Origin of the sequence: Streptosporangium sp. CA-135522, from assembly GCF_050949235.1 — a bacterium.
Classification (GTDB): Bacteria; Actinomycetota; Actinomycetes; order Streptosporangiales; family Streptosporangiaceae; genus Streptosporangium.
Window position 1 is genome coordinate 717,717 of sequence record NZ_CP192026.1, and the last position, 25,027, is coordinate 742,743.

Annotated in this window: 27 protein-coding genes; 16 read left to right on the forward strand and 11 right to left on the reverse strand. The window is 68.4% G+C overall.

The window, feature by feature from the left end:
• Positions 1–60: 60 nt before the first annotated feature.
• From helR to ACQPYK_RS03540, 4 genes are all read right to left on the reverse strand, one after another.
• On the reverse strand, positions 61–2,211 hold the full coding sequence (gene helR / locus ACQPYK_RS03525) for an RNA polymerase recycling motor ATPase HelR (protein WP_433250063.1): 2,151 nt from the start codon (positions 2,209–2,211) through the stop codon (positions 61–63).
• Between the two features lie 267 nt (positions 2,212–2,478).
• Positions 2,479–3,732: a glycosyltransferase gene (locus ACQPYK_RS03530; RefSeq protein WP_433250066.1), complete on the reverse strand. Its 1,254-nt coding sequence runs from the start codon at positions 3,730–3,732 to the stop codon at positions 2,479–2,481.
• A 617-nt stretch (positions 3,733–4,349) separates the two neighbouring features.
• Entirely contained in the window at positions 4,350–4,985 is a 636-nt protein-coding gene (locus ACQPYK_RS03535; RefSeq protein ID WP_433250069.1) for a hemerythrin domain-containing protein, read from the reverse strand.
• Positions 4,986–5,010: 25 nt separating this feature from the next.
• Complete coding sequence (locus ACQPYK_RS03540) at positions 5,011–5,319, reverse strand: hypothetical protein (RefSeq protein WP_433250072.1); 309 nt, start codon at positions 5,317–5,319, stop codon at positions 5,011–5,013.
• 81 nt (positions 5,320–5,400) lie between these two features.
• Here ACQPYK_RS03540 and ACQPYK_RS03545 point away from each other — a divergent pair, with 81 nt between their 5' ends.
• The 4 genes from ACQPYK_RS03545 (at position 5,401) to ACQPYK_RS03560 (ending at position 9,735) form a co-directional block, all read left to right on the forward strand.
• A complete protein-coding gene (locus ACQPYK_RS03545) occupies positions 5,401–6,318 on the forward strand; it encodes a LysR family transcriptional regulator (RefSeq protein WP_433250075.1) in 918 nt (305 codons plus the stop codon).
• Positions 6,319–6,783: 465 nt separating this feature from the next.
• Positions 6,784–7,317, forward strand: coding sequence for a hypothetical protein (locus ACQPYK_RS03550; protein WP_433250078.1), 534 nt, complete (start codon positions 6,784–6,786; stop codon positions 7,315–7,317).
• Between the two features lie 43 nt (positions 7,318–7,360).
• Positions 7,361–8,377, forward strand: coding sequence for a hypothetical protein (locus tag ACQPYK_RS03555; RefSeq protein ID WP_433250081.1), 1,017 nt, complete (start codon positions 7,361–7,363; stop codon positions 8,375–8,377).
• Between the two features lie 23 nt (positions 8,378–8,400).
• Entirely contained in the window at positions 8,401–9,735 is a 1,335-nt protein-coding gene (locus ACQPYK_RS03560; protein ID WP_433250084.1) for a Dyp-type peroxidase, read from the forward strand.
• Between the two features lie 452 nt (positions 9,736–10,187).
• Here the strand turns inward: ACQPYK_RS03560 and ACQPYK_RS03565 are convergent, their stop codons facing one another.
• Positions 10,188–10,865: a GAP family protein gene (locus tag ACQPYK_RS03565; protein WP_433250087.1), complete on the reverse strand. Its 678-nt coding sequence runs from the start codon at positions 10,863–10,865 to the stop codon at positions 10,188–10,190.
• Positions 10,866–11,237: 372 nt separating this feature from the next.
• The gene (locus ACQPYK_RS03570; RefSeq protein WP_433250090.1) at positions 11,238–11,993 is read right to left on the reverse strand and encodes a class I SAM-dependent methyltransferase; all 756 of its coding nucleotides are present in this window, start codon (positions 11,991–11,993) and stop codon (positions 11,238–11,240) included.
• A gap of 71 nt (positions 11,994–12,064) precedes the next feature.
• Here ACQPYK_RS03570 and ACQPYK_RS03575 point away from each other — a divergent pair, with 71 nt between their 5' ends.
• Positions 12,065–12,634, forward strand: coding sequence for a CGNR zinc finger domain-containing protein (locus tag ACQPYK_RS03575; RefSeq protein WP_433250093.1), 570 nt, complete (start codon positions 12,065–12,067; stop codon positions 12,632–12,634).
• Positions 12,635–13,064: 430 nt separating this feature from the next.
• On the opposite strand, the gene ACQPYK_RS03580 is transcribed toward ACQPYK_RS03575, so the two are convergent.
• Positions 13,065–13,745, reverse strand: a complete 681-nt coding sequence (locus tag ACQPYK_RS03580; RefSeq protein ID WP_433250096.1) for an NADPH-dependent F420 reductase — start codon at positions 13,743–13,745, stop codon at positions 13,065–13,067.
• 126 nt (positions 13,746–13,871) lie between these two features.
• Here ACQPYK_RS03580 and ACQPYK_RS03585 point away from each other — a divergent pair, with 126 nt between their 5' ends.
• The 3 genes from ACQPYK_RS03585 (at position 13,872) to ACQPYK_RS03595 (ending at position 14,792) form a co-directional block, all read left to right on the forward strand.
• Positions 13,872–14,006 carry a hypothetical protein gene (locus tag ACQPYK_RS03585; protein ID WP_433250099.1) on the forward strand — a complete coding sequence of 45 codons (135 nt, stop codon included), beginning with the start codon at positions 13,872–13,874 and terminating at the stop codon, positions 14,004–14,006.
• Between the two features lie 137 nt (positions 14,007–14,143).
• Positions 14,144–14,374 carry a hypothetical protein gene (locus ACQPYK_RS03590; protein ID WP_433250102.1) on the forward strand — a complete coding sequence of 77 codons (231 nt, stop codon included), beginning with the start codon at positions 14,144–14,146 and terminating at the stop codon, positions 14,372–14,374.
• Between the two features lie 142 nt (positions 14,375–14,516).
• Positions 14,517–14,792: a PIN domain-containing protein gene (locus ACQPYK_RS03595; RefSeq protein WP_433250105.1), complete on the forward strand. Its 276-nt coding sequence runs from the start codon at positions 14,517–14,519 to the stop codon at positions 14,790–14,792.
• 143 nt (positions 14,793–14,935) lie between these two features.
• Here the strand turns inward: ACQPYK_RS03595 and ACQPYK_RS03600 are convergent, their stop codons facing one another.
• Entirely contained in the window at positions 14,936–15,922 is a 987-nt protein-coding gene (locus tag ACQPYK_RS03600) for an NAD(P)-dependent alcohol dehydrogenase (protein ID WP_433250108.1), read from the reverse strand.
• 275 nt (positions 15,923–16,197) lie between these two features.
• Here ACQPYK_RS03600 and ACQPYK_RS03605 point away from each other — a divergent pair, with 275 nt between their 5' ends.
• Positions 16,198–16,887 carry a DUF2306 domain-containing protein gene (locus ACQPYK_RS03605; protein WP_433250111.1) on the forward strand — a complete coding sequence of 230 codons (690 nt, stop codon included), beginning with the start codon at positions 16,198–16,200 and terminating at the stop codon, positions 16,885–16,887.
• On the opposite strand, the gene ACQPYK_RS03610 is transcribed toward ACQPYK_RS03605, so the two are convergent.
• On the reverse strand, positions 16,877–17,533 hold the full coding sequence (locus ACQPYK_RS03610) for a response regulator (protein WP_433250114.1): 657 nt from the start codon (positions 17,531–17,533) through the stop codon (positions 16,877–16,879). The two genes, ACQPYK_RS03605 and ACQPYK_RS03610, sit on opposite strands and share 11 nt — an antisense overlap.
• Complete coding sequence (locus tag ACQPYK_RS03615) at positions 17,530–18,669, reverse strand: sensor histidine kinase (protein WP_433250117.1); 1,140 nt, start codon at positions 18,667–18,669, stop codon at positions 17,530–17,532. Before ACQPYK_RS03615 ends, ACQPYK_RS03610 begins: the two co-directional genes overlap by 4 nt.
• Before the next feature lie 419 nt (positions 18,670–19,088).
• Between ACQPYK_RS03615 and ACQPYK_RS03620 the strand changes: the two genes are divergently transcribed.
• The 5 genes from ACQPYK_RS03620 to ACQPYK_RS03640 all read left to right on the forward strand — a co-directional run bounded on the left by ACQPYK_RS03620 (position 19,089) and on the right by ACQPYK_RS03640 (position 22,354).
• Positions 19,089–19,571 carry a MarR family winged helix-turn-helix transcriptional regulator gene (locus ACQPYK_RS03620; protein ID WP_433250120.1) on the forward strand — a complete coding sequence of 161 codons (483 nt, stop codon included), beginning with the start codon at positions 19,089–19,091 and terminating at the stop codon, positions 19,569–19,571.
• Positions 19,572–19,657: 86 nt separating this feature from the next.
• The gene (locus tag ACQPYK_RS03625) at positions 19,658–20,749 is read left to right on the forward strand and encodes an NAD(P)/FAD-dependent oxidoreductase (protein ID WP_433250123.1); all 1,092 of its coding nucleotides are present in this window, start codon (positions 19,658–19,660) and stop codon (positions 20,747–20,749) included.
• A gap of 33 nt (positions 20,750–20,782) precedes the next feature.
• A complete protein-coding gene (locus tag ACQPYK_RS03630; RefSeq protein ID WP_433250126.1) occupies positions 20,783–20,983 on the forward strand; it encodes a hypothetical protein in 201 nt (66 codons plus the stop codon).
• Between the two features lie 29 nt (positions 20,984–21,012).
• Positions 21,013–21,927 (forward strand): LLM class flavin-dependent oxidoreductase, encoded by a 915-nt coding sequence (locus ACQPYK_RS03635; protein WP_433250129.1) that lies wholly within the window; start codon positions 21,013–21,015, stop codon positions 21,925–21,927.
• Between the two features lie 43 nt (positions 21,928–21,970).
• A complete protein-coding gene (locus ACQPYK_RS03640) occupies positions 21,971–22,354 on the forward strand; it encodes a hypothetical protein (protein WP_433250132.1) in 384 nt (127 codons plus the stop codon).
• Between the two features lie 82 nt (positions 22,355–22,436).
• Here ACQPYK_RS03640 and ACQPYK_RS03645 read toward each other — a convergent pair whose 3' ends face one another.
• Complete coding sequence (locus ACQPYK_RS03645) at positions 22,437–23,015, reverse strand: dienelactone hydrolase family protein (protein WP_433250135.1); 579 nt, start codon at positions 23,013–23,015, stop codon at positions 22,437–22,439.
• A gap of 339 nt (positions 23,016–23,354) precedes the next feature.
• On the opposite strand from ACQPYK_RS03645, the gene ACQPYK_RS03650 reads away from it, so the two are divergent.
• Both ACQPYK_RS03650 and ACQPYK_RS03655 read left to right on the forward strand, forming a co-directional pair.
• Complete coding sequence (locus ACQPYK_RS03650; RefSeq protein ID WP_433250138.1) at positions 23,355–24,053, forward strand: sulfotransferase family protein; 699 nt, start codon at positions 23,355–23,357, stop codon at positions 24,051–24,053.
• Between the two features lie 164 nt (positions 24,054–24,217).
• Positions 24,218–24,964 carry a hypothetical protein gene (locus tag ACQPYK_RS03655; RefSeq protein WP_433250141.1) on the forward strand — a complete coding sequence of 249 codons (747 nt, stop codon included), beginning with the start codon at positions 24,218–24,220 and terminating at the stop codon, positions 24,962–24,964.
• Positions 24,965–25,027 lie beyond the last annotated feature (63 nt).

Below are 25,027 nucleotides of genomic sequence, written 5' to 3' on the forward strand. Positions count from 1 at the left end.
CGGGCTGCCGGACGATGACGTCCAGGCGGTCGGATGCCGGTGGTGTTCGTCCGGCTGCCGTCAGGAGCTGGTGAGGATCACGAGCCGCTGGGTCGCTCGGGTCATCGCGACGTAGCGGTCGACCGCTCCTTCGATGCCCTCGCCGAACGCCTCGGGATCGATCAGGACGACCAGGTCGAACTCGAGCCCCTTGGCCAGCTCCGGGGTCAGTGACCGCACACGAGACCTCGCCCGGAACGTGGGATCGCCGATGACGCAGGCGATCCCGTCGGCATGCGCGGCGAGCCAGGTGTCGAGGATCGAGTCCAGATCCGCAACGGGTCCGTGGACGACGGGGACGTCGCCGCTGCGGATGGAGGTCGGCACGTTGGCGTCCGGGAGTACGGCCCGGATGACCGGCTCGGCCTCTGCCATGATCTCTTCCGGCGTCCGGTAGTTGACGCTCAGGCCGGCCAGGGTGATCCGCTCCAGCCCGACCCGCTCCAGCCGTTGCTGCCAGGACTCGGTGAAGCCGTGCCGGGCCTGGGCGCGGTCGCCGACGATGGTGAAGCTCCGCGACGGGCAGCGCAGCAGCAGCATCTGCCACTGCGCGTCGGTCAACTCCTGCGCCTCGTCCACGACGATGTGCGCGAACGGGCCGGCGAGCAGGTCCGGGTCGGTGCCGGGCAGCGTGCTCTCATCGACCAGGGCATCTTGCAGGTCCTGTCCGCGTAGCATCGTCACCAGACCTTCGCCGTCGTCATCGGCTTGGAGCAGGTTGTCGACGACCTGCGCCATCCGCTCGCGTTGGGCGGCGACGGAGGCGTCATGGCGGCGCTTGCGCCGTGCCGCCTGCGGGTCGCCGAGCCGTTGGCGTGCCGCGTCCAGCAGCGGCAGGTCCGACACCGTCCAGGCCTGGGCGTTTTCGCGCCGCAGAGCCCGAACCTCCTCGGGGCTGAGCCAGGGAGCGCACATCCGCAGGTAGGCGGGCACCGACCACAGATCTGCCACGAGGTCGGCCGCGTCGATCAGTGGCCACGCCTTGTTGAAGGTGGTGAGCAGTTCCCGGTCCTGCAGCAGCGCCCTGCGCAGCAGGTCGGCCGAGACCTCCTCGTCGTCGTGCTTGTCGATCAGGATCGTCAGCAGCTCTTGCCAGATCTGCTCGCGCGCATCGTTGTGCGCGGTGCCGGGGTCGGGTGCGTGGAAGGCCTCGGCCCAGTCCTCGGCGCTCAGCCAGATGTCGGACCAGGGGGTGGCGATCGTCATCCCGGTGGTGGGTGGGTTCTCGTAGAACCTGACGGCCGGCTCGATCGCCTCCACCAGCTTCGCCGATGCCTTCAAGGCGGCCACCTGCGGGTCGGTCTCGATCGTCGCTGTGGCGCCTTCGGCGACGAGGTCGCGCAGGGTGCAGGTCTGCACGCCCTCCTCGCCGAGGCTGGGCAGCACGTCGGCGACATAGGCCAGGTAGGGCTGGTGCGGGCCGACGAACAGCACGCCGCCCCGGTGGTGGTCCAGGCGCGGGTCGGAGTAGAGCAGGTAGGCGGAGCGGTGCAGGGCGACGACGGTCTTGCCGGTGCCCGGGCCGCCGTCGACGACCAGAGCGCCGCGAGATCCCGCGCGGATGATGGCGTCCTGGTCGGCCTGGATGGTGGCGAGCACGTCGCGCATCCGGGGCGAGCGGCTGCCGCCCAGGCTGGCGATGAAGGCGGACTGGTCGTCGAGCGCGGCGTGTCCTTCGAATCCGTCGGCGGTGAACACCTCGTCCCAGTAGTCGCTGATGCGGCCGCGGGTCCAGCGGTATCTGCGGCGGCTGGCCAGCCCCATGGGGTTGGCGTGGGTGGCGCCGAAGAACGGTTCGGCCGCCGGGGAGCGCCAGTCGAGCAGCAGCCGGCGGCCCGCGCTGTCGGTGAGGCCGAGTCGTCCGATGTAGAGGGGTTCGGGGTGGTCTGTGCTGATGATGTGTCCCAGGCACAGGTCCAGGCCGAAGCGGCGCAGGGCGCGCAGCCGCGTGGTCAGCCGGTGGATTTCCAGGTCTCGGTCCATCGCTTGGCGGCCGATGCCGCCGGGCGCCTTGCGGGCGGTATCGAGGCGGTCGGACAGTTCGGTGATCGATTGTTCGAGGCTGTCGGCGATGGCCGTGAAGTGTTGCTCGTCGCCGGCGATCAGTGTCGGGTCGGCTTTGGGGGAGAGGTGGTCGGGAAGGTCGAACGCGCTGGTGGTCAGGGGGTTCATGGCATCGGCTCCGATCTGAGGTCGCTTGCGACCGTTGCGCGTGGCAAGGCGTCTGGACCGGTGTGACGAATCTGGTGGTCATGGCGATCAACGCTCTGCCTGGCGTGGACCTCGTAACCGTTGCCGGTTCAGGCCGCCGGGGGTTCGCGGGTTCTCGGCTTCGGGGTCCTGGCCCGGCTTCGGGGTCCTGGCCCGGCTTCGGGGTCCTGGCCCGTGTTCGGGGTCCTGGCCCGGCTTCGGGGTCCTGGCTCGACGATCCCGCGTGGTTCACGCCGACACGGGCGGCCTTTCCCGGCTGACCGCGCTGACCGTATCGAGCAGCAGCGTCGCGGCCACCGTCGCCCCGTCGGTGTGGATCGTGCCGGCCACGGCCCTCGCTCGCGCGCGGGTCTCGGGGGTCAGGGCCGTCTTGAGCGCGGCTGACAGGGACTCGGTGGTCGGAGTCGGACCGTCGTGTGCCGCGCCGATGCCCAGCTCGGCCACCCGGCCGGCCCAGTACGGCTGGTCCGCCATCTGGGGTACCACCACCTGCGGCGCGCCGGCCCGGGCGGCCGTCGTCGTGGTGCCCGCGCCGCCGTGGTGTACGACGGCGGCCACCCGGCCGAACAGTGCCTGCTGGTTGACCTCGCCGACGACGAAGCAGTCGTCCTGGTCGCCGGTAAGAACCAGGTCGGCCCAGCCGCGAGAGAGGAGTACGCGGCGGCCCTGCACGCGGACCGCCTCGATGGCCACCCGGGCGACGTCCTGCGAGTCGCGCATGGGCATGCTGCCGAAGCCCACGTACACCGGTGGTGTGCCGGCGTCCAGGAACGCCTCCAAACCGGCCGGGAGCGGGCGCTCGTCCGACCGGATCCACGCGCCGGTCTGCACCACGTCGAGGTCCGCCGGCTGCAGCCACGGGCCCAGGATCGGGTCCGCAGCCAGCCACGGGCGGTCGGTGAAGACGTGGTCACGGACGTTGTCCACCGGGGGCAGGCCGATCGATGCCCGGTGGGTGTTGATCGCCTCGCCGAACAGCGCGTTCATGTTCTCGGTGTTCAGGTCCCACAGCACCCGGTTGTCGGTCACCCCCGGTGGGAGCGGCCGGGTCCACGCGAGCGGTGGGTGGTGCGGCGACGGCAGGTAGGTCGGGAAATAGGCCACGAACACGTAGGGGATGCCCAGCTTCTCGGCCACCGACCGCGCGGCGGCCGCGGCCGGGATCAAGCCGGTCGCCACCACCGCGTCACATCCCTCGGCCACCGCGGCGACCGATTCGTACGTCGCGGCGACCATCTGGGCCGCGCGCTGGGGCATGCTCGCCGCCGGCAGCGGCTTTGTCCCGGTCACCGCCCCGGTCGTCATCTCGCGCACCGACTGGCCGAGCGGCACCAGCGGAAGGCCGAAACCGTCCAGCAGCTCCGCGAAGTCCGGCGGCGCGCACATCTGCACCTCCGCGCCCAGTGCCCGCAACCGCACTGCGAGTCCCACCATCGGTTCGACGTCCCCGCGCGACCCATACGTCAACAACAACACACGCACTTAGCTAATCTCCATTTCCGTAGGTTTCGGCCTCGGTGGACGATTCTGCGGCACGCCCCGGGTCTTGTGGCAAGCCCCCCAGTGCGCTATACGTTAAGAGTGGAAAGGAGTGGGTACCCCCTTTCCACTCACCGTCCGCTGTGGACGGACAACCTCCCAGCGCCGCGGCGGACCCGGCCGACAAGCGGCCGGTCACCTGCCGGCAGGAGGCCCGCCCGAACCGGGCCCGGCAACTGCGTACGATCCGCTCGGTCCGGCCCGGCGGCTCGACCTTCGGTTTCCGGCAGTGTGACAGCATCGCCGCGCGCAGGCACTCATCGGTGAGCACCATCGGGCAGACGCGGCCGACTTGTTCCCGACGAGCTTCCAATCGTCATCCGGCGACGATCAGCTCTTCCGGCTCCCACTCGCGACGTATCTCCGTGGCCCCTTTCTCCTGGTGAGGGTCCCCGAGAACGAGCCACGCGATCAGACCCCGAGCGGACGCCACGGCACGGTACGCCCCACTCGTAATGATTACGAAGTGCGCCCGCGATCTATCACAGAGCCACTTCGGGGCTCGGGCCACGTTCGGGAGAACACCCACGTCCCAGCCTCCTCTTTTACGTGGGGCCGGGCTATGGTGCGGCGCTCCAGCGGTCCAGGCTCGTGTAGGCGGGTTGCCATTGGTGCCGGTACGCCTGGTATGCCGGTTCGGGTAGGGAGGCCAGCATCGTGGTGATGGTCTGACCGCTCGCACCGTCCAGGAGCCAGGGCAGGAGCCGGTGCGCCTCGGAGCCCATCTGCCGGCCGTGAACCTCTCCGAAGCGCGCCCATTGTTCCTGGGACACGACCGCATGGATCAGCGGCAGGGCTTTGTCCTCCTCATGCGTGAGGTGTCCGGTGAGGCCGGTGACCAAGGAGTCGGTGAGGTCGCCGAGCCTGTCCAGCCCGAATTCGGGATCGGTCAGTGCCAAGTCGATCACCTCGACGACCTGGGCGATGGCGGCGTGCTCGGCTTCCAACGCCTCCAGGAGCGTCAGGTCCTCTGGCCGGTTCGCCAGGGCCTGACGCAATGCGGGCCACAGCACCTGATCCTCGGCGGTGTGGTGGACGTGCAGGGACTTCTTGAGCAGGTCCCAGCCGACGGCGGTGCACAGGGTGCTCCGGGGGTCGCCGTCGAAGCGGGCGGTGACCCTGGCAAGATGCTCCGCTTCCCGCCGCAGGGCGTTGTGCATGGCGTGCATCATCGTCATGTCGAGCGTGTCACTCACGGCATTCTCCTTCAACCGAACCGGTTCATCCCCAGCGATGGCTCACCGGCGGCGCCGATGCCCCGCACTCGACAACGCCCTCATGGTCGTCCGCCGCCCGGCGACCAACCGGCCATGTGTCGGCCAGACCTGCCGGCCCGCGGAACGGCGTCGGCACCGTCTCGGGAAACTCGGCCAGGATGGCCGCCGTGACGTCGTCCGCGACGGGGAAGAAGAAGTCGAGCCGCCCCTCGGGACCGGCGATGAACCCGGCGATGGTCGAGCCGATGAAAGAAATAGGTGAGTGTCCGCATCCAGGTCTCCCGTGGTGGTGATGGTGGTGCCGGTCCAGCATCGGGCGAGACCACGACCGGGAACAACGCCGGATTCCGCATGGCCTCGATAACATGCGGCTTATGTCGCAGAGTGGGGCAAAATGGAGCTAAGGGACATTGAGATCTTCCTGACCCTGGCCGAGGAGCTCCACTTCGGCCGGACCGCCGCCCGGCTGCACGTGTCGCAAGCGCGCGTCAGCCAGGCGATCAGCCAGCAGGAACGCCGTATCGGCAGCGCGTTGTTCGACCGCTCCAACCGCCGCCAGATCCGCTTGACCCCCGTCGGCCGACAGCTACGCGATGATCTGCGACCGGTCTACGCCGGCCTGCGCGACAGCCTCGAACGCGCCCGGCTGGCCTCGCGCGGCAAGACCGCATACCTGCGCGTCGGCATGATGCCCTTCAACGTCCACGATCTGCATCCCTACTGGGAGACCTTCCGCTCCCGTCACCCGCAATGGGAGCTGCAGCTGCGCCGCTCCTCCTTCGTCGATCCGTTCGCCAGGCTCCGCGGCGGCGACATGGACGTCCTGATCGCATGGCTGCCGGTGGAAGAGCCCGATCTGACCGTGGGACCGGTCCTGTTCACCGATCCCCGGGTGCTCGCCGTCTCCACCGGCCACGAGCTGGCCGGACGGTCGTCGGTTCCGCTGGAAGCCTTCGCCGACTTCCCGCATGTCGTGGTCCCGCGCATGCCGGACTACTGGGAGGACAGCTACCTGCCCTTCCACACCCCCCAAGGCCGGACGATCGAGCGCATCGATCCCGTGACCAGCGCCGACGAGCTGATCAATCTCGTCGGCACCGGCGAGATCATCCATAATTTTCCCGCCCACGTGACCAGGTATTGGTCCATGCCCCACATCCAGTGGCTGCCCATCGGAGACATGCGGCCCCTGGTGTATGCCCTGATATGGCGCGCCGAAGCAGAAAACGACCTCATCCGCGCCCTCGCCCAAACCGTACGCGACCTCGGCGCCCTCACCTTCACGCCAACCGCCCTACAGCCCACGCCCTGACCGGAGGACGGTCGACGGATGGCCCGAGACCGAATCCGGGCGTGGTCGTCATCGTCTCCGGCCTGGTGCCGTACCCGCTTGGCCGGCTCGGGGGAGTCCAATGCGGTCGGCACCATGTCCCGCACGTGCTCATCGGTGCGGGCGACGTTGGCGGCCACTCCCACCGCGGGCCGCGGTGCCCGGCAGGTTCGGGCACACATAACGCGGCACACCGTTCGGGCACTCGTAACGCGGCACACCGTTCGGGCGCTCGTAACGCGGCACACCGGAGCGCGGGCGGCCGTTCATCCGCCGATCGCGCCTGCCGAATCGGTGTCCGCGGGTTCACGGCCGCCAGCGGGACGTAAAAGACGGTCAACCGAAATGCGAGCAGATGTGGGGGTGCCTTATGCGGTGTCCTGACCATATTTATCCCTCGTTGTTCGTAGTCTGGGCTTCTCTGTGCTAGACGACGGAGGAACCGGCATGGAGATCAAGCCACAGGCAGTTGTCATCCCCAAGGAGACCGACCACCTCGAGCAGGGGAAGTACGGCCCTGTCTTCCCGAGGACCCCGGCGTGTTACGGGTTCACCATCATCGCGAAGGTGAAGCCCGGCAGGGCTGATGCGATGCGCGACTACGGTTACACGCTGGCCAAGGCGCTGGAAGGCGACCCGTATCTTCTCGCGCCGCTCAAGTTGCACTATCTGCGCTGGGTGCTCTTCGACGAGGACACACGTTTCATGTACCAGGGCATCTTCGACACCGACTTCGACAAATACACCGAAGACGCCATCATGCTGTTCAGCAGGGCAGGAGTGAGCACGGCTTTCGAGAATCTCGAAGGATTCCCCGAAGACTGGAAAACCAACCCCGAGGCGTTCATCCGGTTCGTTCGTGAGCATCATTGCCCGAGCTTCATCGAGTACGGAGAGTATCCGTACGTCACCGCCGACGAGATCAAAAAGGCTCTGCAGATCAAGAGCGCCCTGTCGGAGATGCTCGACCAGCTGCAGTGACATCGGCCCGCCGCCCACGCGCCCTGTTGTAGATCGGAGAGGGATGAACGAGTACAGGACCGCGCGCACGTACAACCAGAACCATGTACCGCGCGAATACACCCCCGGTCGGCGACGGCTGAGCATCTATGTCGCATGGAGTTATCCGGCAGAGGCCGGCAGGAACCCGGCTGAGCTGGACAATCGCTTCTCCACGATGACCGAGGTGCGCCGCGTGACGTGGCCGGCCTACGAGGACCCGAAATGGTCCGACCCATTGCGGTTCCAGCAGGGCATCGCGGGCGGGCTGGAACTGTTCTTCTGGGGCTGGCTGCCCTTCCAGCAGTTCGTCCAGGAGACCACCGGGCACCCCGTGCCCGTCTATCAGCGCATCGACCAGGCCGGTTTCCACACTCCGCTGGACGAGCGAGTGCTGGCCGACACCGACACCCTGTTCGTGTGGGGACTGGACCACATGATCACCGGGCAGGACGCCACACCCGACGAGATCGAGGCGGTGCGCGAGTTCCTCACCCGCGAAGGAACCTGCCTGGCCCTCGGACCTCATCACGATGTCGGCGCATCGGATGACATGGCGGTGCGTGATATGGAATATCGCCATCACGGCGACGCACTGGTGCCCCGCCAGCAACGCTTCGGCAGGTACACCCGATCGTTGATGGCAGGTCTGGGGGTGCCCGTCGAGAACCGTTACGGGCTCCGTCCCGCGGTGGCGGAAAGGAAGAAGAGCGTCCCTCTGTCCATCGCCAGGGATCTGGACACCAAGGGGTGGCTGGAAGGCGTGTCCAGCTTCAACTTCCACATGCACCTCCCCCACTACGCCGTGATCACCGACGACCCGAACGCCGTCCACGTGCTGGGCAGACAGCCGATCGACCTGTCCAGGCCACATCCCTTCACCGAGGCCGGCAACACCGAGTTCAACATGTTCCTGTGGATGCCGCCCAGCGGTGACCGGGCCGGTGACGTGATCATGGCCGACACCACGATCTTCAGCTCGCTGTTCGGTGTTGACGAAGGGTTGCGCACCTTCTGGAACAACATCGTCTCAGCGAAATAGCGCTGTAAGGAGGCGAGTTCGAGGTGAGCGAGCAAACCCACATGAAGCTCGAACTCGACGACATCCAGCGCGGGGTTCTCAGCTCCAGGCCGACCCCGTACGCGGCGACGTACATCCTGTTCCGCATCGACGACCGCGCGCACGGGCGGGAGCTGATGCGGCGCGCGAGCGCGGTGGTGACCTCGGCCGCCGAATCGATGAGCCCCCTGGGCGAGACGTGGGTGAGCGTCGCGGTCACCTATCACGGACTCAGGGCACTGGGAGTGCCGCAGGAGTCGCTGGACACGTTCTCCTGGGAGTTCCGGCAGGGGATGGCCGCACGGGCGAAAGCACTGGGCGACACCGGAGACAGCGGGCCCGAGAACTGGGAACCTCCGCTGGGCACGCCCGCTGTCCATGTGGTGCTCACCGCACTCGCGCCTGACCGCGCACGGCTGGAAGCGGCCATCGAGCATGCCCGCCCGGCGTATCACCGGCTCCCTGGTGTGACCGCGATCTGGCGGCAGGACTGCTACGCGCTGCCCACGGAGACCGAACCCTTCGGCTACCGTGACGGCATCAGCCATCCGGTCGTCGAGGGCAGTGGCATCGAGGGATCCAACAAGCTGGAGACGCCGCTCAAGGCCGGGGAGTTCGTGCTCGGCTACCGCGACGAGATGGGCGGTGTCCAGACCCCGCAGCCCGAGGTGCTGGGCCGCAACGGCACCTACGTGGCCTTCCGCAAACTCCACCAGCGTGTCGCCATGTTCCGGCGGTACCTGAAGGACAACGCCACCGATCCCGAGGACGAGGAACTGCTGGCAGCGAAGATCATGGGACGCTGGCGCAGCGGCGCGCCACTGGCGCTCAGTTCGCCGCACGACGACCCCGACCTCGGCGCCGACCGGAGCCGCAACAACAGCTTCCTCTACGAGGAGGACGATCCGACGGGATTCACGACTCCCGGCGGTTGCCATATCCGCCGGGCCAATCCCCGCGACGCGTCGGTGGCGGGAGTGCCGAGACTGCACCGAATGATCAGACGCGGCACCGCGTACGGCCCGCTGCTGCCCGAGGGAGTCCTGGAAGACGACGGGGCCGACCGCGGACTGATGTTCGCGTTCGTCGGAGCGCACCTCGGGCGGCAGTTCGAGTTCGTCCAGTCCCAATGGGTGAACGATGGCGTCTTCTTCGGCGCGGACGACGCGAAAGACCCCGTGGTGGGATCCAACGACGGCACCGGCGACTTCATCGTCCCCCGGCGACCGGTGCGGCGGCGACTGCCATCGCTGCCGCGGTTCGTCGTCACGCGTGGCGGCGAGTACTGCTTCATGCCCGGACTGAGCGCCCTGCGTTGGCTCGGTGATCTCGAAGGGTGAAGTACGGCGACGCGCTCTGCGCCGGCTCGGCGGCCTCGAAGGGTGAAGTACGGCGACGCGCTCTGCGCCGGCTCGGCGGCCTCGAAGGGTGAAGTACGGCGACGCGCTCTGCGCCGGCTCGGCGGCCTCGAAGGGTGAAGTACGGCGACGCGCTCTGCGCCGGCTCGGCGATCTCGAAGGGTGAAGTACCGCGACAGGCACCGGCCAGATCTATGCGGTTGCTTCCATCACCCTGTCGCCCTTCATGTCGCCGTCGACGACGAACGGCTCGCCTTGTCCGTCGCGGCAGGCATGACCCACATGACCCGATCGGCGTTGGCGCGGTTCGAAGCGGGTGTGGTGGACCGGACCAGGTGCGGACGGCGCAGAGGAGCCGGTTGTTGCCGCGTTGTGCACCGCTGCTTATGAGAGCGTTGTGCACCGCTGCTTATGAGAGCGTTGTGCACCGCTGCTTATGGGACGAGAATGCCGATGCCGTCTCCGAGCAGCTTCAATCCGAGCACGCCGAACAGGACCGCCATGATGGCGGTGTTGTGCCGGGCGGCCCAGCTTCGCCAGCCGCTGAGCGTGGCCTTGGCCCGTTCTCCCGTGAACAGGAAGACCGCCAGCGGGGCCAGGAGTCCCAACGACGCGATGATCACGAACAGTGCCAGCGTCGCGATCTTTTGCCCTGCGGGAAGCGCGGTCGCGCTGATCGAGGCGCCTGCGGCGATGGTCAGCGGAGCGTTCTTGAGATTGGCGGCCGACAGCACCACCCCGAGCCCGAGAACCTTGGCCGGGGAGAAGCGGTCGATCGCGGCCATCCATTTCGGCAGTTCCGCCTCCGCACCGGAGGGAGGCCGCCTGTGCCACTGTCGCGCGCCGAGCAGGACAAGCACCACGCCCAGCCCGAGTTTGAGGCCGCCCACCCAGGCGGCCGGCTTCGACGGGGTCGAACCGGGGGCGGACCCGCCGATCGCCAGCATCACCGCGCCGAGCACGAATAGCCCGACGACCCATCCCAGGGTGAACAGCAGTCCGTTGAGACGCCCGCTCGGCGTACCGAGGATGATGATGATGGCGATGATCGGGAGCGGGCTGATCGCGACCGCGGCCGCCAGCCCCAGCACATCGCCGAGAGCCGAACCCATGGCGTCCTCCAACGACGATCGGAGACGATCTCGCTGACCGGGCGCTCGGGATCGGACTCGCGCGCTCGAAGCCGTCGCGCGGGTGACCAAGGCGCCCGGGAGCCCTCCCAACCACATCATCGCATCTGCGGTGTGGCATGCGTCGGCGCAGGCGTGGGCGACGATCGGGCAAGCGCCGGCCGGTTCATCGCGATACCGGTGGGACCGGCGCCTCATGCCCGGCCGGTCCGGCCTCCGGTGACGCGTAGACCTGCGCAATCGGCTGAATCTCGGCCCAGGATCGCCCGGCTCGCCCGGTGCCGGTCGTGGGCCGGAGTCGTTTTCCACGACCGTGGTCGAAGGCGGTCAGCCGCGTGGCCGGGTGCGGCCGGATCAGGCGCGGACGGCGCAGAGGAGGCGGTTGTTGCCGCGTTGCCACAGGGGACCGATCTCGGTGAAGCCGGCGTCGCGGAGGGCGTTGACATGTTCGGAGAGCAGGGGGGACTCCGCGCCGTGGTGGCCGGCGCCCGCGGTGGTGCGTGCGGAGTGGAGGTCGGCGAAGGCGGGATCGGCGGCGACCGCGTCCCACCACTGGCGCCATTCTTCGGGGCGCCGGCCGGCGAACCTGCGCTCGGTCTCCCGGTCGTGCACGGCGCGTTCGAGACGGGCGATGGTCGGCGTGGTGTCGTCGGTCTCCATGTGGTCTCCGTTGAGCAGGAGTCCGCCCGGACGCAACGCGGTCGCCAGTTCCGCGTACATCTTCGAGAGATCCGGTCCGGAGATCCAGTGCAACGCGGTGGTGCTCATCGCGACGTCGGCCGGCCGGTCCAGGCCCAGGGAGTCGGTCCATCCGGGTGTGCGCAGGTCAAGGGAGGCGAACGTGAGATGGGGGTAGGCGGCCCGGCCGAGGCCGAGCAGCAGTGGGTCCGCGTCGATCGAGATCACCGTCGCCCCGGGCAGCCGCTCCAGAAGCCGGGCGGACAGTGAGCCCGGTCCGCAGCCGAGGTCGAGGACCAGGGGATCGGGACGGCCCATCGCTTCGACGGCGTCGATCAACGCGGTGAAGCGCTCCTCCCGGTCAGGAAGGTAGCCCTCCTGCTGGCGGTCCCAGCGTGCGATCCATTCGAGTGCGGCATCGGGGGTGAGCACAATCATCTCCTGTGACTGTCGTTTAAGCTTGTGGCAGTCACAAACTAAAACACGAGGATGTAACTGGTCAAGTGGATTTCAACAGTCACGCCGATGCGATCGTCCGAGTGGCGATGGGCTTGGTCAACGAACTGACCCCCGGAGAGCGGCGAGGCCGTCCCTTCCTGCCGCCGCGCGATCTCGCCGCCGCCGCCACCAGCGGCCTGCGGACCGGCTATCCGAGTCACCGAGAGATCACCGATGGGGAGGCCGGTGAGCTCGCCGAGATCGCGGCGCGGCTGCGCGTGGTCTTCGACGCCGTCACAACGGGAGACATCGACGCGGCGGCCCTGCAGGTCAACGGTCTTCTCGAAGAGACCCGCGCCCGGCCACTGCTCGAACGGCACGACGGGGAACCGTGGCATCTGCACTTCCATGGCCCTGGCGGCACCATGGCCGGCGACTGGGCGGCGAGCTGCGCCACCGGGCTGGCGATCGTGCTGGGAAGCGAGTTCCACGACCGTCTCGGCGTGTGTACGGCGCCGCACTGTGACCGGGTGTACGTGGACGTGTCCCGCAACGGCACCCGCCGGTTCTGCGGCACCGCGTGCCAGAATCGCGTCAAGACCGCGGCCTTCCGCGCCAGGGGCAAAGTCCCGTGAGGACGCGCTTGTGACGGCTGCCGATCGCCGACATAGATCACCGGGAGGCCTGACAGGCCGAATACGAGGCCGACCGTTTCCGCGGCCATGTGGCCACCGCGGACACCGCGGTCTAGGCGGCGCCAACGTCAAGCCAGGTGCCCCGCCGGGGCGGGGCACCTGCCAGACGGGCCTGGTGGCCATGGCGGAGCAGTCTTCCGGATCTTGTTGTACGGCTCACGTTCGTCTTCCGAGCGTGAGCCGTACCGCTGCGGGCTCGTGGTGGCTTCGTTGACCTTCCGCTTTTCAAACCAGGCGGGGCATTCACCGTGATCGGGCATCGGACGCCATGGTCGAGCGGCGGTGGACGGTGTTCGGTGTGCGCCTCTGTGCGGGGACGTCAAGGAGTCCGTGGGGCGACCGGATTAGTAGTCAGGGTGCCCAGGCCGTGTCAGCGCTTGGCGGCGTCCAGCGCGGCGCGGATCGTCGCAGCGTCGGTCGGCACTCCCGGTGACTCCCAGAAATTCTCGTTGTCGCCGGCGTAGGGGGAGCCGTACGCAGGGGTCCCCGGCTGGAAGCGCCACCCCTCCGCCAGCGGTCCCGCGTCGACGGCGTCGTATCCGATCGTGTCGAGGAACGCGGTCACCGCGTCCTTCGCGCCGGCGTCGTCACCGGCGATCGCCAGAGCGCTGCGGTCCGCCGCGCCGGCGGGCCGGGCCAGCGCCCGCAGGTGCTCGAAGTAGACGTGGTTGAAGACCTTGACGACCTTTGACGCCGACAGGTGCCTTTGCAGCAGCTCGCTCGACGTGGCCGACGCGTCGTCCAGCTCGGGGAACCGCCCGTCCCGCTCGGAGTAGTAGTTGTTGGTGTCGAGGACCGTCTTGCCGGTGAGCGGCTCCACCGGAATCTCGCGGTAGGCCCGCAGCGGGATGCTGACGACCACCAGGTCCCCGGCCGCCGCGGCCTCTGCCGGGGTCGCCGCGCGGGCTCTCGGGCCGAGCTCGTCGACCAGATCCTTCAACGTCTCCGGACCTCGCGAGTTGCTCAGCACGACGTCATGGCCGACCGCGACGGAGAGTCGAGCGACGGTGCCGCCGATGTTCCCGCTGCCGATGAGTGCGATTGTCGTCATAGGCGCCACAACCCCCGCTGCGGGCCGGACATTCCTCGTCGGCCGGTTCTCCAGCGGCCCGCCGGCCCTTGGTCGCTCCCTGGAGGTTCGGATAACGCCACGTGCCCCTGAGAATTACGGCCTGAAGTGAAGCGCTACCGCCAGCAGCATTCGTTCAAGGTCTCCAACGGCTACCGCGGCATCGGAGGCACCGCCGTCAAGCCAGGTGACCCGTCCGGGTGGGGCGCCTGCCAGACAGGCCTGGTCCCGGCAGAGGAGTGACTCCACAGCGCTCTGCCGTACGGCCCACGCTCGACTTCCGGGCGTGGGCCGTCGCCGGTCGGAGTCGAACGCACTGGTCCGGTGCAGATGCGCTGGTAGATCGGTGCTTTCCAGATCGGCTGGCGTAGACTCCGGCTATGACCGCTGCTCCTGAAGAGTACGAGGACATGCATCGGCTGGTTGATCGGCTGACGCCGGACCAGCTTCATGAGGTGCGCGCGCATACCCTGCGTCTCGTCCACTCCGGTGAGGGCGAGCCGGACCAGGAGTGGCCGCCTGCCTGGTTCGGGTCGGTGACCACCGAGCAGGACGACCTCGCCGAATGCGCTGAGGAGATCTTGCACCGGGGGTATGGTCGCGAAGTGTGATCGTCGTTGACACCGGCCCGATTGTTGCCGCTGCCATCCGAAATGACCGTAAACACGATGTCTATGTCGAGGTGTCAACCAGTTCCGCAGACGACGGCGGGAACTCCTCGTTCCGGCTTTCGTAGCCGGCGAGGTTTCCTACATGCTCGGCAAGGTCGGCGGAGCCAAGGTGGAGGCCGGATTTCTGCGCTCGCTGAACTCCGGAGTCTTTCACCTGGTCGATCTCATCGACGATGATCTCGACCGCGTCGCCGACCTGGTAGAGCGTTATTCAGATCTTCCGCTCGGATCGGCTGACGCCTCGGTGGCCGCCGTCGCCGAGCGTCTTCGAATCACCGAGGTGTTCACCCTGGACACCAGGGACTTCTCGGTGGTCCGGCCCGCACACGTCGCCGCCTTCACGCTGGTGCCTGGCTGATCTCCTTACGCCACCGACTACATCGCGTTGGCGGGCACCAACGTCAAGCCAGGTGACCCGTCCGGGTGGGGTCCCGGCGTCCACGAGGACGGTTTCGGGCTTCTGCCATGGGCCATGTCTCCACGCCGCGAGGGAAGGCTCGCTCAAACCGCGATGACGACCTTCCCCGGGGCGTGCCCCTCCTCCAGATATCCGATGGCCGCCGGGATCTCCTCGAACGGGTAGCGCCGGTCGATGACCGGTGTGATCTTCCCGGCCTCGATGAGCTCGGTCAGCGTCAACAGGTTCCGTTTGTTCTCCGTGCATCGGACCGCGTCCGCCATGGCCGCCCTCTGGGAGACGAACGGCGACATCGCGAGTACCGAGAACACGTGACCGACAGGCTGCAGCCAACGGCCGGCCGGTCCGCCGACGACGACGTGGGTCCCCCCGGGGGTCAACGCCCGTCGGCACGCCCATGCCGGGCGGCTTCCCGCGATGTCCAGCAGGAGGTCGTAGCGCCGTCCGTTCCGCGTGAAGTCCTCCTGGGTGTAGTCGACGACCTCCTTCGCGCCGATCGATCGGACCAGGTCGACGTTACGCGTGCTGCAGACGCCGGTGACCTCCGCGCCGAACGCCCGGGCGATCTGTACGGCGAACGTGCCCACACCTCCCGAAGCCCCGTTGACGAGGACCTTCTGCCCCGGCTGGATCCGTCCCTCGTCGCGCAGACCCAGCAGGGCGGTGTTGGCCGCCATCGGCACCGCCGCCGCCTGTTCGAACGACAGGCTCTTCGGCTTCGGCGCCAGCTCGTCTTCCCGGACGCACACGTACTCGGCGAAGCCGCCCTGCTTGAGCACCGCGAACACCTCGTCGCCGGGGCGGAACCCCGTCACGTTCCTGCCGACCGCCTCGACCTGCCCCGCCATGTCGGCGCCCAGGATTTCGAGCTTCGGGTCACGCAGCCCGAGGCCGCCGCCCATCAGGCGCGCGATGTACGGCTCGCCTCGCATGTTGTGCCAGTCATACGGGTTGACGGAGGTGGCCCGCACCCGGACCAGCACCTCGTCCTCACCGGGCACGGGTATGTCGACGTCGGTGAGGTCCAGGACGTCGGGGGAGCCGTACGAGCGTAGGATGAACGCCTTCATCACATCCTCCTTCCACTGAGGAGCAATGTAGAAGCTCTGCAAGAAGGGCTCATCGGCCGAAAGTACGCCTGATTGGGTGGACGATCGGCCGGTTAGGATCGGGCCGTTCTATCGATGATCCGCGCCGCCCCGGTTGTCACGATCGGGGTATGACCGACGAGAGCACGACGGGACGCCTCCCGTCCCCGAGGTCGCCGCGGAGCGGCCGGCCTGCAGACGACCGGAACAGAGCGGGGACTTCCCCCGCGGCCTCCTCCATGAGGGCGGGGTGGTTCGTGCCCGCCGCGCTGATCCTGCTCAGCGCCGTTCCCGTGATCGCGGGTGCCGTGCGCCTCAACGAGCTGATCGCCGGCGCGGCGGTCACGCCGGAGAACGCGCGGTTCTTCGCGGTGCCCACGCCCGTGGTGACGCACATTTTCTGCGTCGGCGTGTACAGCGTTCTGGGGGCCTTCCAGTTCGCCTCCGGGTTCCGCCGCCGGAGGCCCGGCTGGCATCGCGCCGCCGGGCGGCTGCTGATCCCGTGCGGACTCGTCGCGGCGCTCACGGGTCTTTGGATGACCCTGTTCTATCCCCGCCCCGCCGGTGACGGCGATCTCCTCACCGGCTTCCGGCTCGTGTTCGGCACGGCCATGGTCGTGTCCATCCTCCTCGGCCTCGCCGCGATCCGGCGACGGGATGTCACCGGGCACCGCGCCTGGATGATCCGCGGTTACGCGATCGCTCTGGGCGCGGGTACGCAGGTGCTGACCCATCTGTCCTGGTTCCTGTTCTTCGGCGCGCCCGGCGAGTTCGCCAGAGCCCTGCTCATGGGCGCCGGGTGGATGATCAACCTCGCGGTGGCCGAGTGGCTCATCCGTAGGCGGCCGGTCCGTTCACCCCGTACCCTCACCGGCCACGCCGATGACCACCGGCGGTCACCGGGGGTCATGGCGCGGGAGGGACGCCGTACCCGGCTCAGTTCCTGACACGGTCGGTCTCGTAGGCCCACATCGCGATCTCGACGCGGTTGCGGGCGCCCAGCTTGGCCATCAGGCTGGCGATGTGGGACTTCACCGTGCTGAGAGAGATGTGAAGCTCGCCGGCGATCTCGCTGTTGGTCCGCCCACGTGCCACGGTGACCAGGATCTGTTCCTCGCGCTCTGTGAGCGCCTCGACGGGTTGCACCGGCGGTGAGGCGGGCCCGGCGTGGGCGAAGGCGCCGAGCAGTCGCGCCGTGACACTCGGGGCGATGAGCGCGTCGCCGTGGGCGGCGGCGCGGACGGCCTGGGAGAGCAGGGCGGTGCCGGCGTTCTTGAGCAGGAAACCCCGGGCACCGGCTCTCAGGGCGGCGTAGACGTACTCGTCGAGGTCGAAAGTGGTGATGACGACGACGGCGAGGGGGTCTTCGACGCCCGGTCCGGCGAGGGAGCGGGTGGCTTGGATGCCGTCGACGCCGGGCATGCGAATGTCGAACAGACAAACGTCGGGGCGGAGACGCCGCGCGAGTTCGACCGCTCGCCGCCCGTCGGCGGCCTGGCCGACGACCTCGATGTCCGGCTGGGCGTCGAGGATCATCACGAGCCCGGTGCGGACGATCTCCTGGTCGTCGGCGATGAGCACCCGGATGTTCACGTGGCCGCCCCCGTCCGAGGCAGCACGGTGGTCACGGTCCAGCCTCGGCCGGGGTCGGGCCCGGCCACGCAGGTGCCGCCGAGCAGGTCGGCCCGTTCGGCCATGCCGATGAGCCCGTATCCCGGCGACGTGGCCGGGCGTATAGAACCGATGTCGCCGTCGTCGCTCACCCGCAGGCGCACCGACGTGTCGTCGGCGGCGACGCGAACCTCGATGCGGGTGGCGTGACGCGCGTGTCGCCTGGCGTTGGTGACCGACTCCTGAGCGATGCGGTAGATCGCGGCCCCGACCGATGGGGGGATGCCGTCGAGGTCGCCGGAGATCTCCACGTCGACGGATGGACCGACGCGGGGACGGTCGGCGAGTTCCCGGAGGTCGGTGATGCGCCGGCCGGGTGTCAGCTCCACCGGTTGACCCCGGCGAAGGACGCGGACCATGACGTTCATCTCGGAGAGGGCTCGCGCCGCCTCGGCTTCGATCACCTGGAGCGCCTCGATCGCGGCGTCGGGCCGCGACGCCGATGTCGCCAGGCCGGCCTGGGCGCGGATCGCCATGGCCGAGACGTGATGCGCGACGGTGTCGTGCAGGTCGCGGGCCAGCTGTTCACGTTCGAGCAGCTTGACCTGATCGAGCTCGCGCGTCCTCGCCCTGGACCGGTAGCGGAACGTCCCGCCGAGGGTGACGGCCGAGAACATGACGGCGAACGCGCCGATCGTGTCGGGGAGGGCGAGACGGCCGGAGGCGATGGGAACGGCGACTCCGGCGATCATGATCGCCAGTCCGATCACGACCTCGCGTCCGGACCCCCATCGGAACAGCGCGTACATCACGATCAGCAGAAACGCCATCGTGTTCGTCTCCGCGGACTCGCCGCCGGTGAGCAGCTGGGCCAGGCTCGTGCTGACGAAGACGATCGCGACCATCAGCAGCGGCCTGGTCCGGCGCCACAGCAACGTGGGCACCAGCCCGATGGTGAGGATCATCGAGAGGGCTCGCCAGGGGAGATCCGGCCGCACTGTCCCTTCGAGCACCGCGAGCGCCACGAGCACGGCTACGAGCACCCAGTCTCGCCACATCCGTTGCGGAGGGTCGGGGGGACGGGGCTCGTGCCATACGGAGCGAAGAAAACCCTCCACGCAGTCATGGTACGAGAGTCCATGCTGGCCGTCGATCTGTGGACGGAGTTCCGCTCGGGGTCGCGTTAGCCCGTGGTCGCCGTTCACGGGTTGGAACTGTGCACGGCGAGAGCCATTCGGCGCTGGGTTACTGCGATATCGGCGGCACCAGCGTCAAGCCAGGTGCCCCATCGGACCGGAGCGCCTGCCGGCCGAGGGCGGCTCCGTCATGTGCGACTCGGAGGTGGACTCGACGAAGTCCGGCTCGCGAACGCACCCGGCTTCGGCGGACAGCGCGTCGTGGTCATGGTGTGCCTCGACGGCTGGTCCTTCCCGGCAGGGTGTGAACGCGTGGCGGCTGACTCGACAGCTCGGTGATCTATCGCAGGGAGGTAGTTCGTCCCACGAATTTTAGGGTGTATGAATGTTACTCTGAGCGCGTGGGAAAGCGTGATGAGGGACAGATCGGAGCGGTGGCCGCGCTGGTGCGGTCCACGTTCCTGGTGAACGCCGTGTACGCCGAGTCCGCCCGGGAGTACGGCCTCACCTCCCAGCAGGGGCAGTTGCTGTGCGTGCTGATGGCACAGCCGTACGGCATGAGCGAGCTGGGCGCGATGCTGGGGCTGGCCAAGTCGAGCCTCACCGGCCTGGTGGACCGTACCGAGCGCAACGGCCTGGTCCAGCGCACACCGGATCCGCAGGACTCGCGTGCGGTGCGGATCGCGCTCACCAGGAAGGGGGGCAGGCTCGCGGAGGAGTTCTATGTCGAGACCTGCCGGCGGATCGAGAACCTGACGACGGGACTCGCCGACGCCGACCGCGACACGCTCGCCCGCCTGCTCGGCCGCGTCGTGCTGGACAACAAGGTCCCCGTGGTCTTCCTGGAGCCCGGCGATGGGGCGGACCGGGAACACGAGCGTTAAAAGCGCCCTGGGATTGCAGTTCGTGCTACGAATTAATATGGTTCGTAGCACGAACTCAACCTCTTCGGATGATCGGGGTGCACATTATGAATCGTACAGTGGTGGTCATCGGCGGCGGCTACGGAGGGTCGGCACTCGCCAAGGCGCTGACCGCCGAGGCCGAGGTCGTCCTCATCGATCCCCGGGACGCGTTCGTCAACACGGCGGGCTCGCTGCGGGCGCTGACCCGGCCCGACTGGGCCGGCAACATGTTCTTCCCCTACGACGAGTGGCTCACGCGGGGCACGGTGATCCGCGACCGTGTGGTGTCCGTGGATCCCGGCGGCGTCACCCTGGCCTCAGGCGAGCGGGTCGAGGCCGGCTACCTGGTCCTGGCCACGGGTTCCGGCTACGCCTACCCGGCCAAGCCCACCGCCGACTCCACCGAGCGGATCCTGGACGACCTCCGCCTGACCCACAAGGAGCTGGCCGGTGCCGAGCGGGTGCTGGTCCTGGGCGCGGGGCCGGTCGGCCTGGAGCTGGCGGGGGAGATCAAGGAGGTCTGGCCGCACAAGCACGTGACCGTCGTCGACCCGGCCGAGCGGCTGCTGCCCGCCTTCGAGCCGGAGCTGCGCCATGACCTGCACCGTCAGCTCGACGAGCTGGACATTCGCCTGCGGCTGGGCGCCGATCTGACCGCGCCGCCGACCACCGAGCCCGGCCAGGCCGGGACCTTCACCGTCACCACCACCGGCGGGGAGGAGATCACCGCCGACATCTGGTTCCGCGCCTACGGCGTGCGCGTCAACAGCGACTACCTCGCCGACGGCCGGCTCACCACCCGCACGCCGCAGGGGCGGGTCCCGGTCACCGAGACGCTCAACGTCCGCGGGTACGACCATGTCTACGCGATCGGCGACATCACCGACATCCCCGAGGCCAAGATGGCCGGGTACGCGATGCAGCACGCCGAGGTGGTGGCGCGCAACATCATCGCCCAACTGCACGGCGAGCTGCCCACGGCCGCCTACCGGCCCCTGCCCCACCCGATGATCCTGCTTCCGCTCGGATCGAGTGGCGGCGTCGGCCAGCTGCCCACCCCCGACGGCCCGGCCGTCGTCCCGGTCGAGACGGTCGTCCGGTACAAGGGGGCCGACCTGTTCACCGGCCGCTTCACCGAACAGTTCGGCTCCGCCTGAAGAGCCACACGTGAGATACACCCATCAGGGAAAGTGCTCTACTTCGGCTCGTCCGGCTTCGCCGGCCGGCACATCGCCCAGGCCCAGGAGGCCGCACGCTCGCGGTACTTCCTCGCTCTGATCAGCGAACAGTCGATCTGCAACCTGATGAGCCGCTGGGTCGAGCCGGAGGTGTTGCTCCCGCCGCCCGCGCCGAACGGGGCCAACCCCGCGCCTGGGGCGTACGCCTGGTGATCAGTGAATTCGAAAGGAAAGGCAGAACCATGTCTGGACACGACGTCGTCTTCGGCTTCGGCGCGCATACCGGTATCGACGAAGTGTCGGAGCTGCTGCGCATGGCGCAACAGGCCGACCGCGACGGGCTCGACATCTTCTCGCTGTCGGACCATCCCTACCTCGGCGAACGGCTGGACGCCTACGCCTCCCTCGGCTTCATCCTCGGACGTACGCAGCACATCGCCGGCCTCGCCAACGTCACCAACCTGCCGACCCGGCCCGCTCCCATGCTGGCCCGGACCGCGACGTCGCTGTCGGCGCTGTCCGGCGGCCGCGTCGTGCTCGGCATGGGCGCCGGCGGGCTGTGGGACCGGATCGCCGACATGGGCGTGCCGCGGCTGTCACCGGCCGATGCGGTGGACGCCTTCGAGGAGGCGATCACCCTGATCAAGAAGCTGTCGGGCGGCGGCCCGCCGGTCACCCACCAGGGCCGCCACTACCAGGTGCACCAGATCGAGCCGGCTCCCGTGGCCGCGCCCCCGGTGTGGACCGGATCGAACGGCGCGAAATCCCTGGCCGCCACCGGCCGGGTGGCCGACGGCTGGATCCCCGGCCACGCGGCGGACTGGCGCAGCGAGCGCTATCGGACCTCGCGGCCGATCATCGACGAAGCGGCGGCGGCCGCGGGCCGCGATCCGCGCGAGATCCGCACGATCTACAACTTCCCCGGCCGCATCACCGACCGGCCACTGCCCACCACCCGTGACCGCGAGGGCCGCTGGGTCGGCGGCTCCGTCGGCCAGTGGGTCGAGGAACTGACCGAGGCCGTGCTGGAGCACGACGCGTCGGGCTTCATCCTCTTCTCAGCCGGTCATGGTGCTTCTGACCTCGTCACCCTCGGCCGCTGGGCCAGGGAGATCGTCCCGGCCGTACGCGAGGCGATCGCGAGGGAAAATGGCTGAGGTCGGTCTCTCGTCACTCCGCTCCTGGGCATCCTGATCACCGGTGACATGCGGTCCATGCCCGCCGGGCGAAGAACCGGGGAACTTCCGGCAGCACGAGATCGCCAAGTTTCCGGGAGGCAAGCGCGACCGCGACAAGTACCTTCAGGCGATGCGTCGGGCCGACAATGACGAGTTCGGCCCATTGGGTGAACTCATCGCACGCAGCGTGACGACAAATCTGTACCGCTTCGTCATGCCGGCGGTGGCCGGCCCGGTCAAACTCGTCCCTCTACCCGCTCTCGCGACGCGTGACGTCACCGAAGATGCGCTCCGGGTTGCTGCCGCACGGGGTCGACTTCGTGCGGTCAAGGGGGACGACGGCATGTGGCGTAGCAGCAAGAAGTGGGTGAACGAATACCTCAAGTCGAGGCATCGCAGGTCGTGATGTGTCTGCCGTGGATGAAATATGAATCGACGTGCCATGCGGTGTCACCGCGGCGCGGTTACCTGACGCCGTTGGCGCGCGGCTACCTGACGCCGTCGAGGAAGCCAAGCACACGTTCGGTCAACAGTGTGGTGGCGTGCTCGTCGTATGAAAGCAGGCTGCCGTCGGCGAACAGGTGCTGATCGCCGGGGTAGAGGAACAGTTCGGCGTCCGTGGTCGTCTGGACGAGAGTGCGGGCTGCTTCGAGGTCGCCCTCCTCGACGAAGAACTCGTCGGTGTCCATACCGTGGATCTGGACCGGGACTCCCGGGGGCCACGCGTCGCCGAACTCGGAGGTCGGGACGCAGGCGTGGAACAACAGCGCGCCCTTCGCGCCGGCTCGTGACTGGGCCAACATCTGCGCAGGCAGGACGCCGAGTGAGAATCCGGCATAGACGAGGTCGCCGGGCAGCCCTTCGGCGGCGACTCGTCCGCGCTCGATGATCGAGTCGAATCCGGCCTCCTGGGCATAGGCGACGCCCTGTTCGAGGGTGTCGAAGACCCGACCCTCGTACAGGTCCGGGACATGGACGGTGTGACCGGCCCGCTCGATTCTCTCGGCGAACTCGCGGACGCCGGACGTCAGTCCGTGCGCGTGATGGAACAACAGCATCTCGGCCATATGGCTCCCCTCCCTTCGCGGTGCCCGGGCTTCCCTCTGCGATGCCCGGGCGGCTCCGCCGAGACGAGTATGGCCTGAGTCCCCGACATCCTCCGTGGAGACCTCGGTGCCGGACATGCCGCGCTGTCGCCTCCCGCCGGAGAACCGGTCACCTCCTCTGTGCGGGGAAGATGACCTTCGGCGGCCCGCCGTCGAGGCTCAGCCCAGGTAGCGCCGGAATCAGTTTTTAAGATGAATTCTCGACTAGTTCGATCGAAAAATAGGAAACGCCTTAGAATTCATCGCGGAGAGAATTTTTGCCGGTACGGCTGACCACAGGCTGACCCCAGGAGGCAGAGGATGTTGGAAGTGATCGGTGCGGGTTTCCCGCGCACAGGCACCACCTCGCTCAAAGCGGCCCTGGACCGGCTGGGGTTCGGCCCCTGCCATCACATGTTCGAAGTGCTCTCGCGGCCCGGGCAGGCCGAGCGATGGCTTCCCGTCCTGTCCGACGGCCCGACCGACTGGGAGCAGGTGCTCGACGGCTACCGCTCAGCGGTGGACTGGCCGGCCGGCTACTTCTGGCGGGAGCTGACGGAGGCCTATCCGGATGCCAAGGTCATCCTCACCGTGCGCGACGCACACCGCTGGTATGCGAGCTTCCGGACGCTGATGTCCGGGCCTCGGGCCATCCTGGAGGCGACGGACGAGGTGCCCCCGATGATGGAGCCGATGATGCGCTTTCGGCCCGTGATGGACATGATGGGGCGCTCCACCTTCGGCGACACGTGGCGGTTCGGAGAGAACCTGCCGGACGAGGAGCACGCCGTCGAGGCGTTCCGGCGACACGTCGCGACCGTCCAGGAGAGCCTGCCCGCGGATCGGCTGCTGGTCTTCGAGGCGAGCCAGGGCTGGGATCCGCTGTGCGACTTCCTCGGTGTCGAGCGCCCGGAGGGTGAGGCCTTCCCCCATCTCAACGACAGCGAGTGGCTGCGGCGCAATTTCGAGAGATCCATGCGGGGCGACCACATGATCTCGCCCTTTGACGCGGCCCCTTAGATCCACTGATACACGGATCGATCCACGGCCTTCCCGGGTGGCTTCTCGGGAAGGCCGTCCGAGGCCCTTCCCGCGCGTGACAGAGAGGGGTAGCGCCAGGTATACCCCTGATTCTCGCCTCAGCGCCCATGTGCTCGCGAGCCGCCACCGATTCAATGATCCACATGACGCTCACCGACATCCCGCAGGTTTCCTCGTCCGACCGTGTGACGCTCCCCGTCCCCTGGGTCGAGGGCGTCGGCCTGGTCCTCGGGCCGTTGCTGCTCCTGGCGGGCGTGCTGGCGCGGATCGAGGAGACCGACTTCTTTCCCGGCCAGCTGGCGGCCTATGCCGCGCAGCCAGGGCAGATGGTCCTTTCCTACAGCCTCTTCGCCGCGGGATGCGTGCTCCTGTGGCCCGCGGTGACCTCTCTGTCCCGCAGGATCGGTGTCTCCCACCCCGGCTGGGCCAGGTGGGGGGTCACGCTGGTGGTTCTCGGCCTGTTCGGCCGCGTCTTCCACGCGGGGGCCGGCCACCTGGCCTTCCAGATGGTGGACGCTCTCGGTCTGGAGGCGGCGCAGAAGGCCGTCAGCGGCACCTATGGCGCTTTCCACGTCTTCAAGGTGGTCAACGTCTTCATCATGACCGGCTGGATCGTGCTCGCGCTCGGCGCCTTCCGCGCCAGGGCCCTCGGCGCCGGCGCGGCCGGTGTCGCGCGCTGCCTGGCGCTCGCCCTCGCGGCGGGACTGCCGCTCGGCGTGCTCAAGGGCAGCAGCGACCCGATCTCGCTGGCGGCCGTCCTCGGCCTGGCTGTCGCCCTGGTGCCGCTCGGTGTCACGGTCCTGAAGGAGAGTCCTCTCCCCAGGTGGTGGGCCGTCGTCCTGACCGTCGCCCTGATTCCGGTCGCCTTCTTCCTCGGCGTCTCCGGCTGACGACTTCGCAGACCTCGCCGTCCGCGCTTCGCGCGCGGGCTCGGGCGTTCTCCCGGTCCGTCC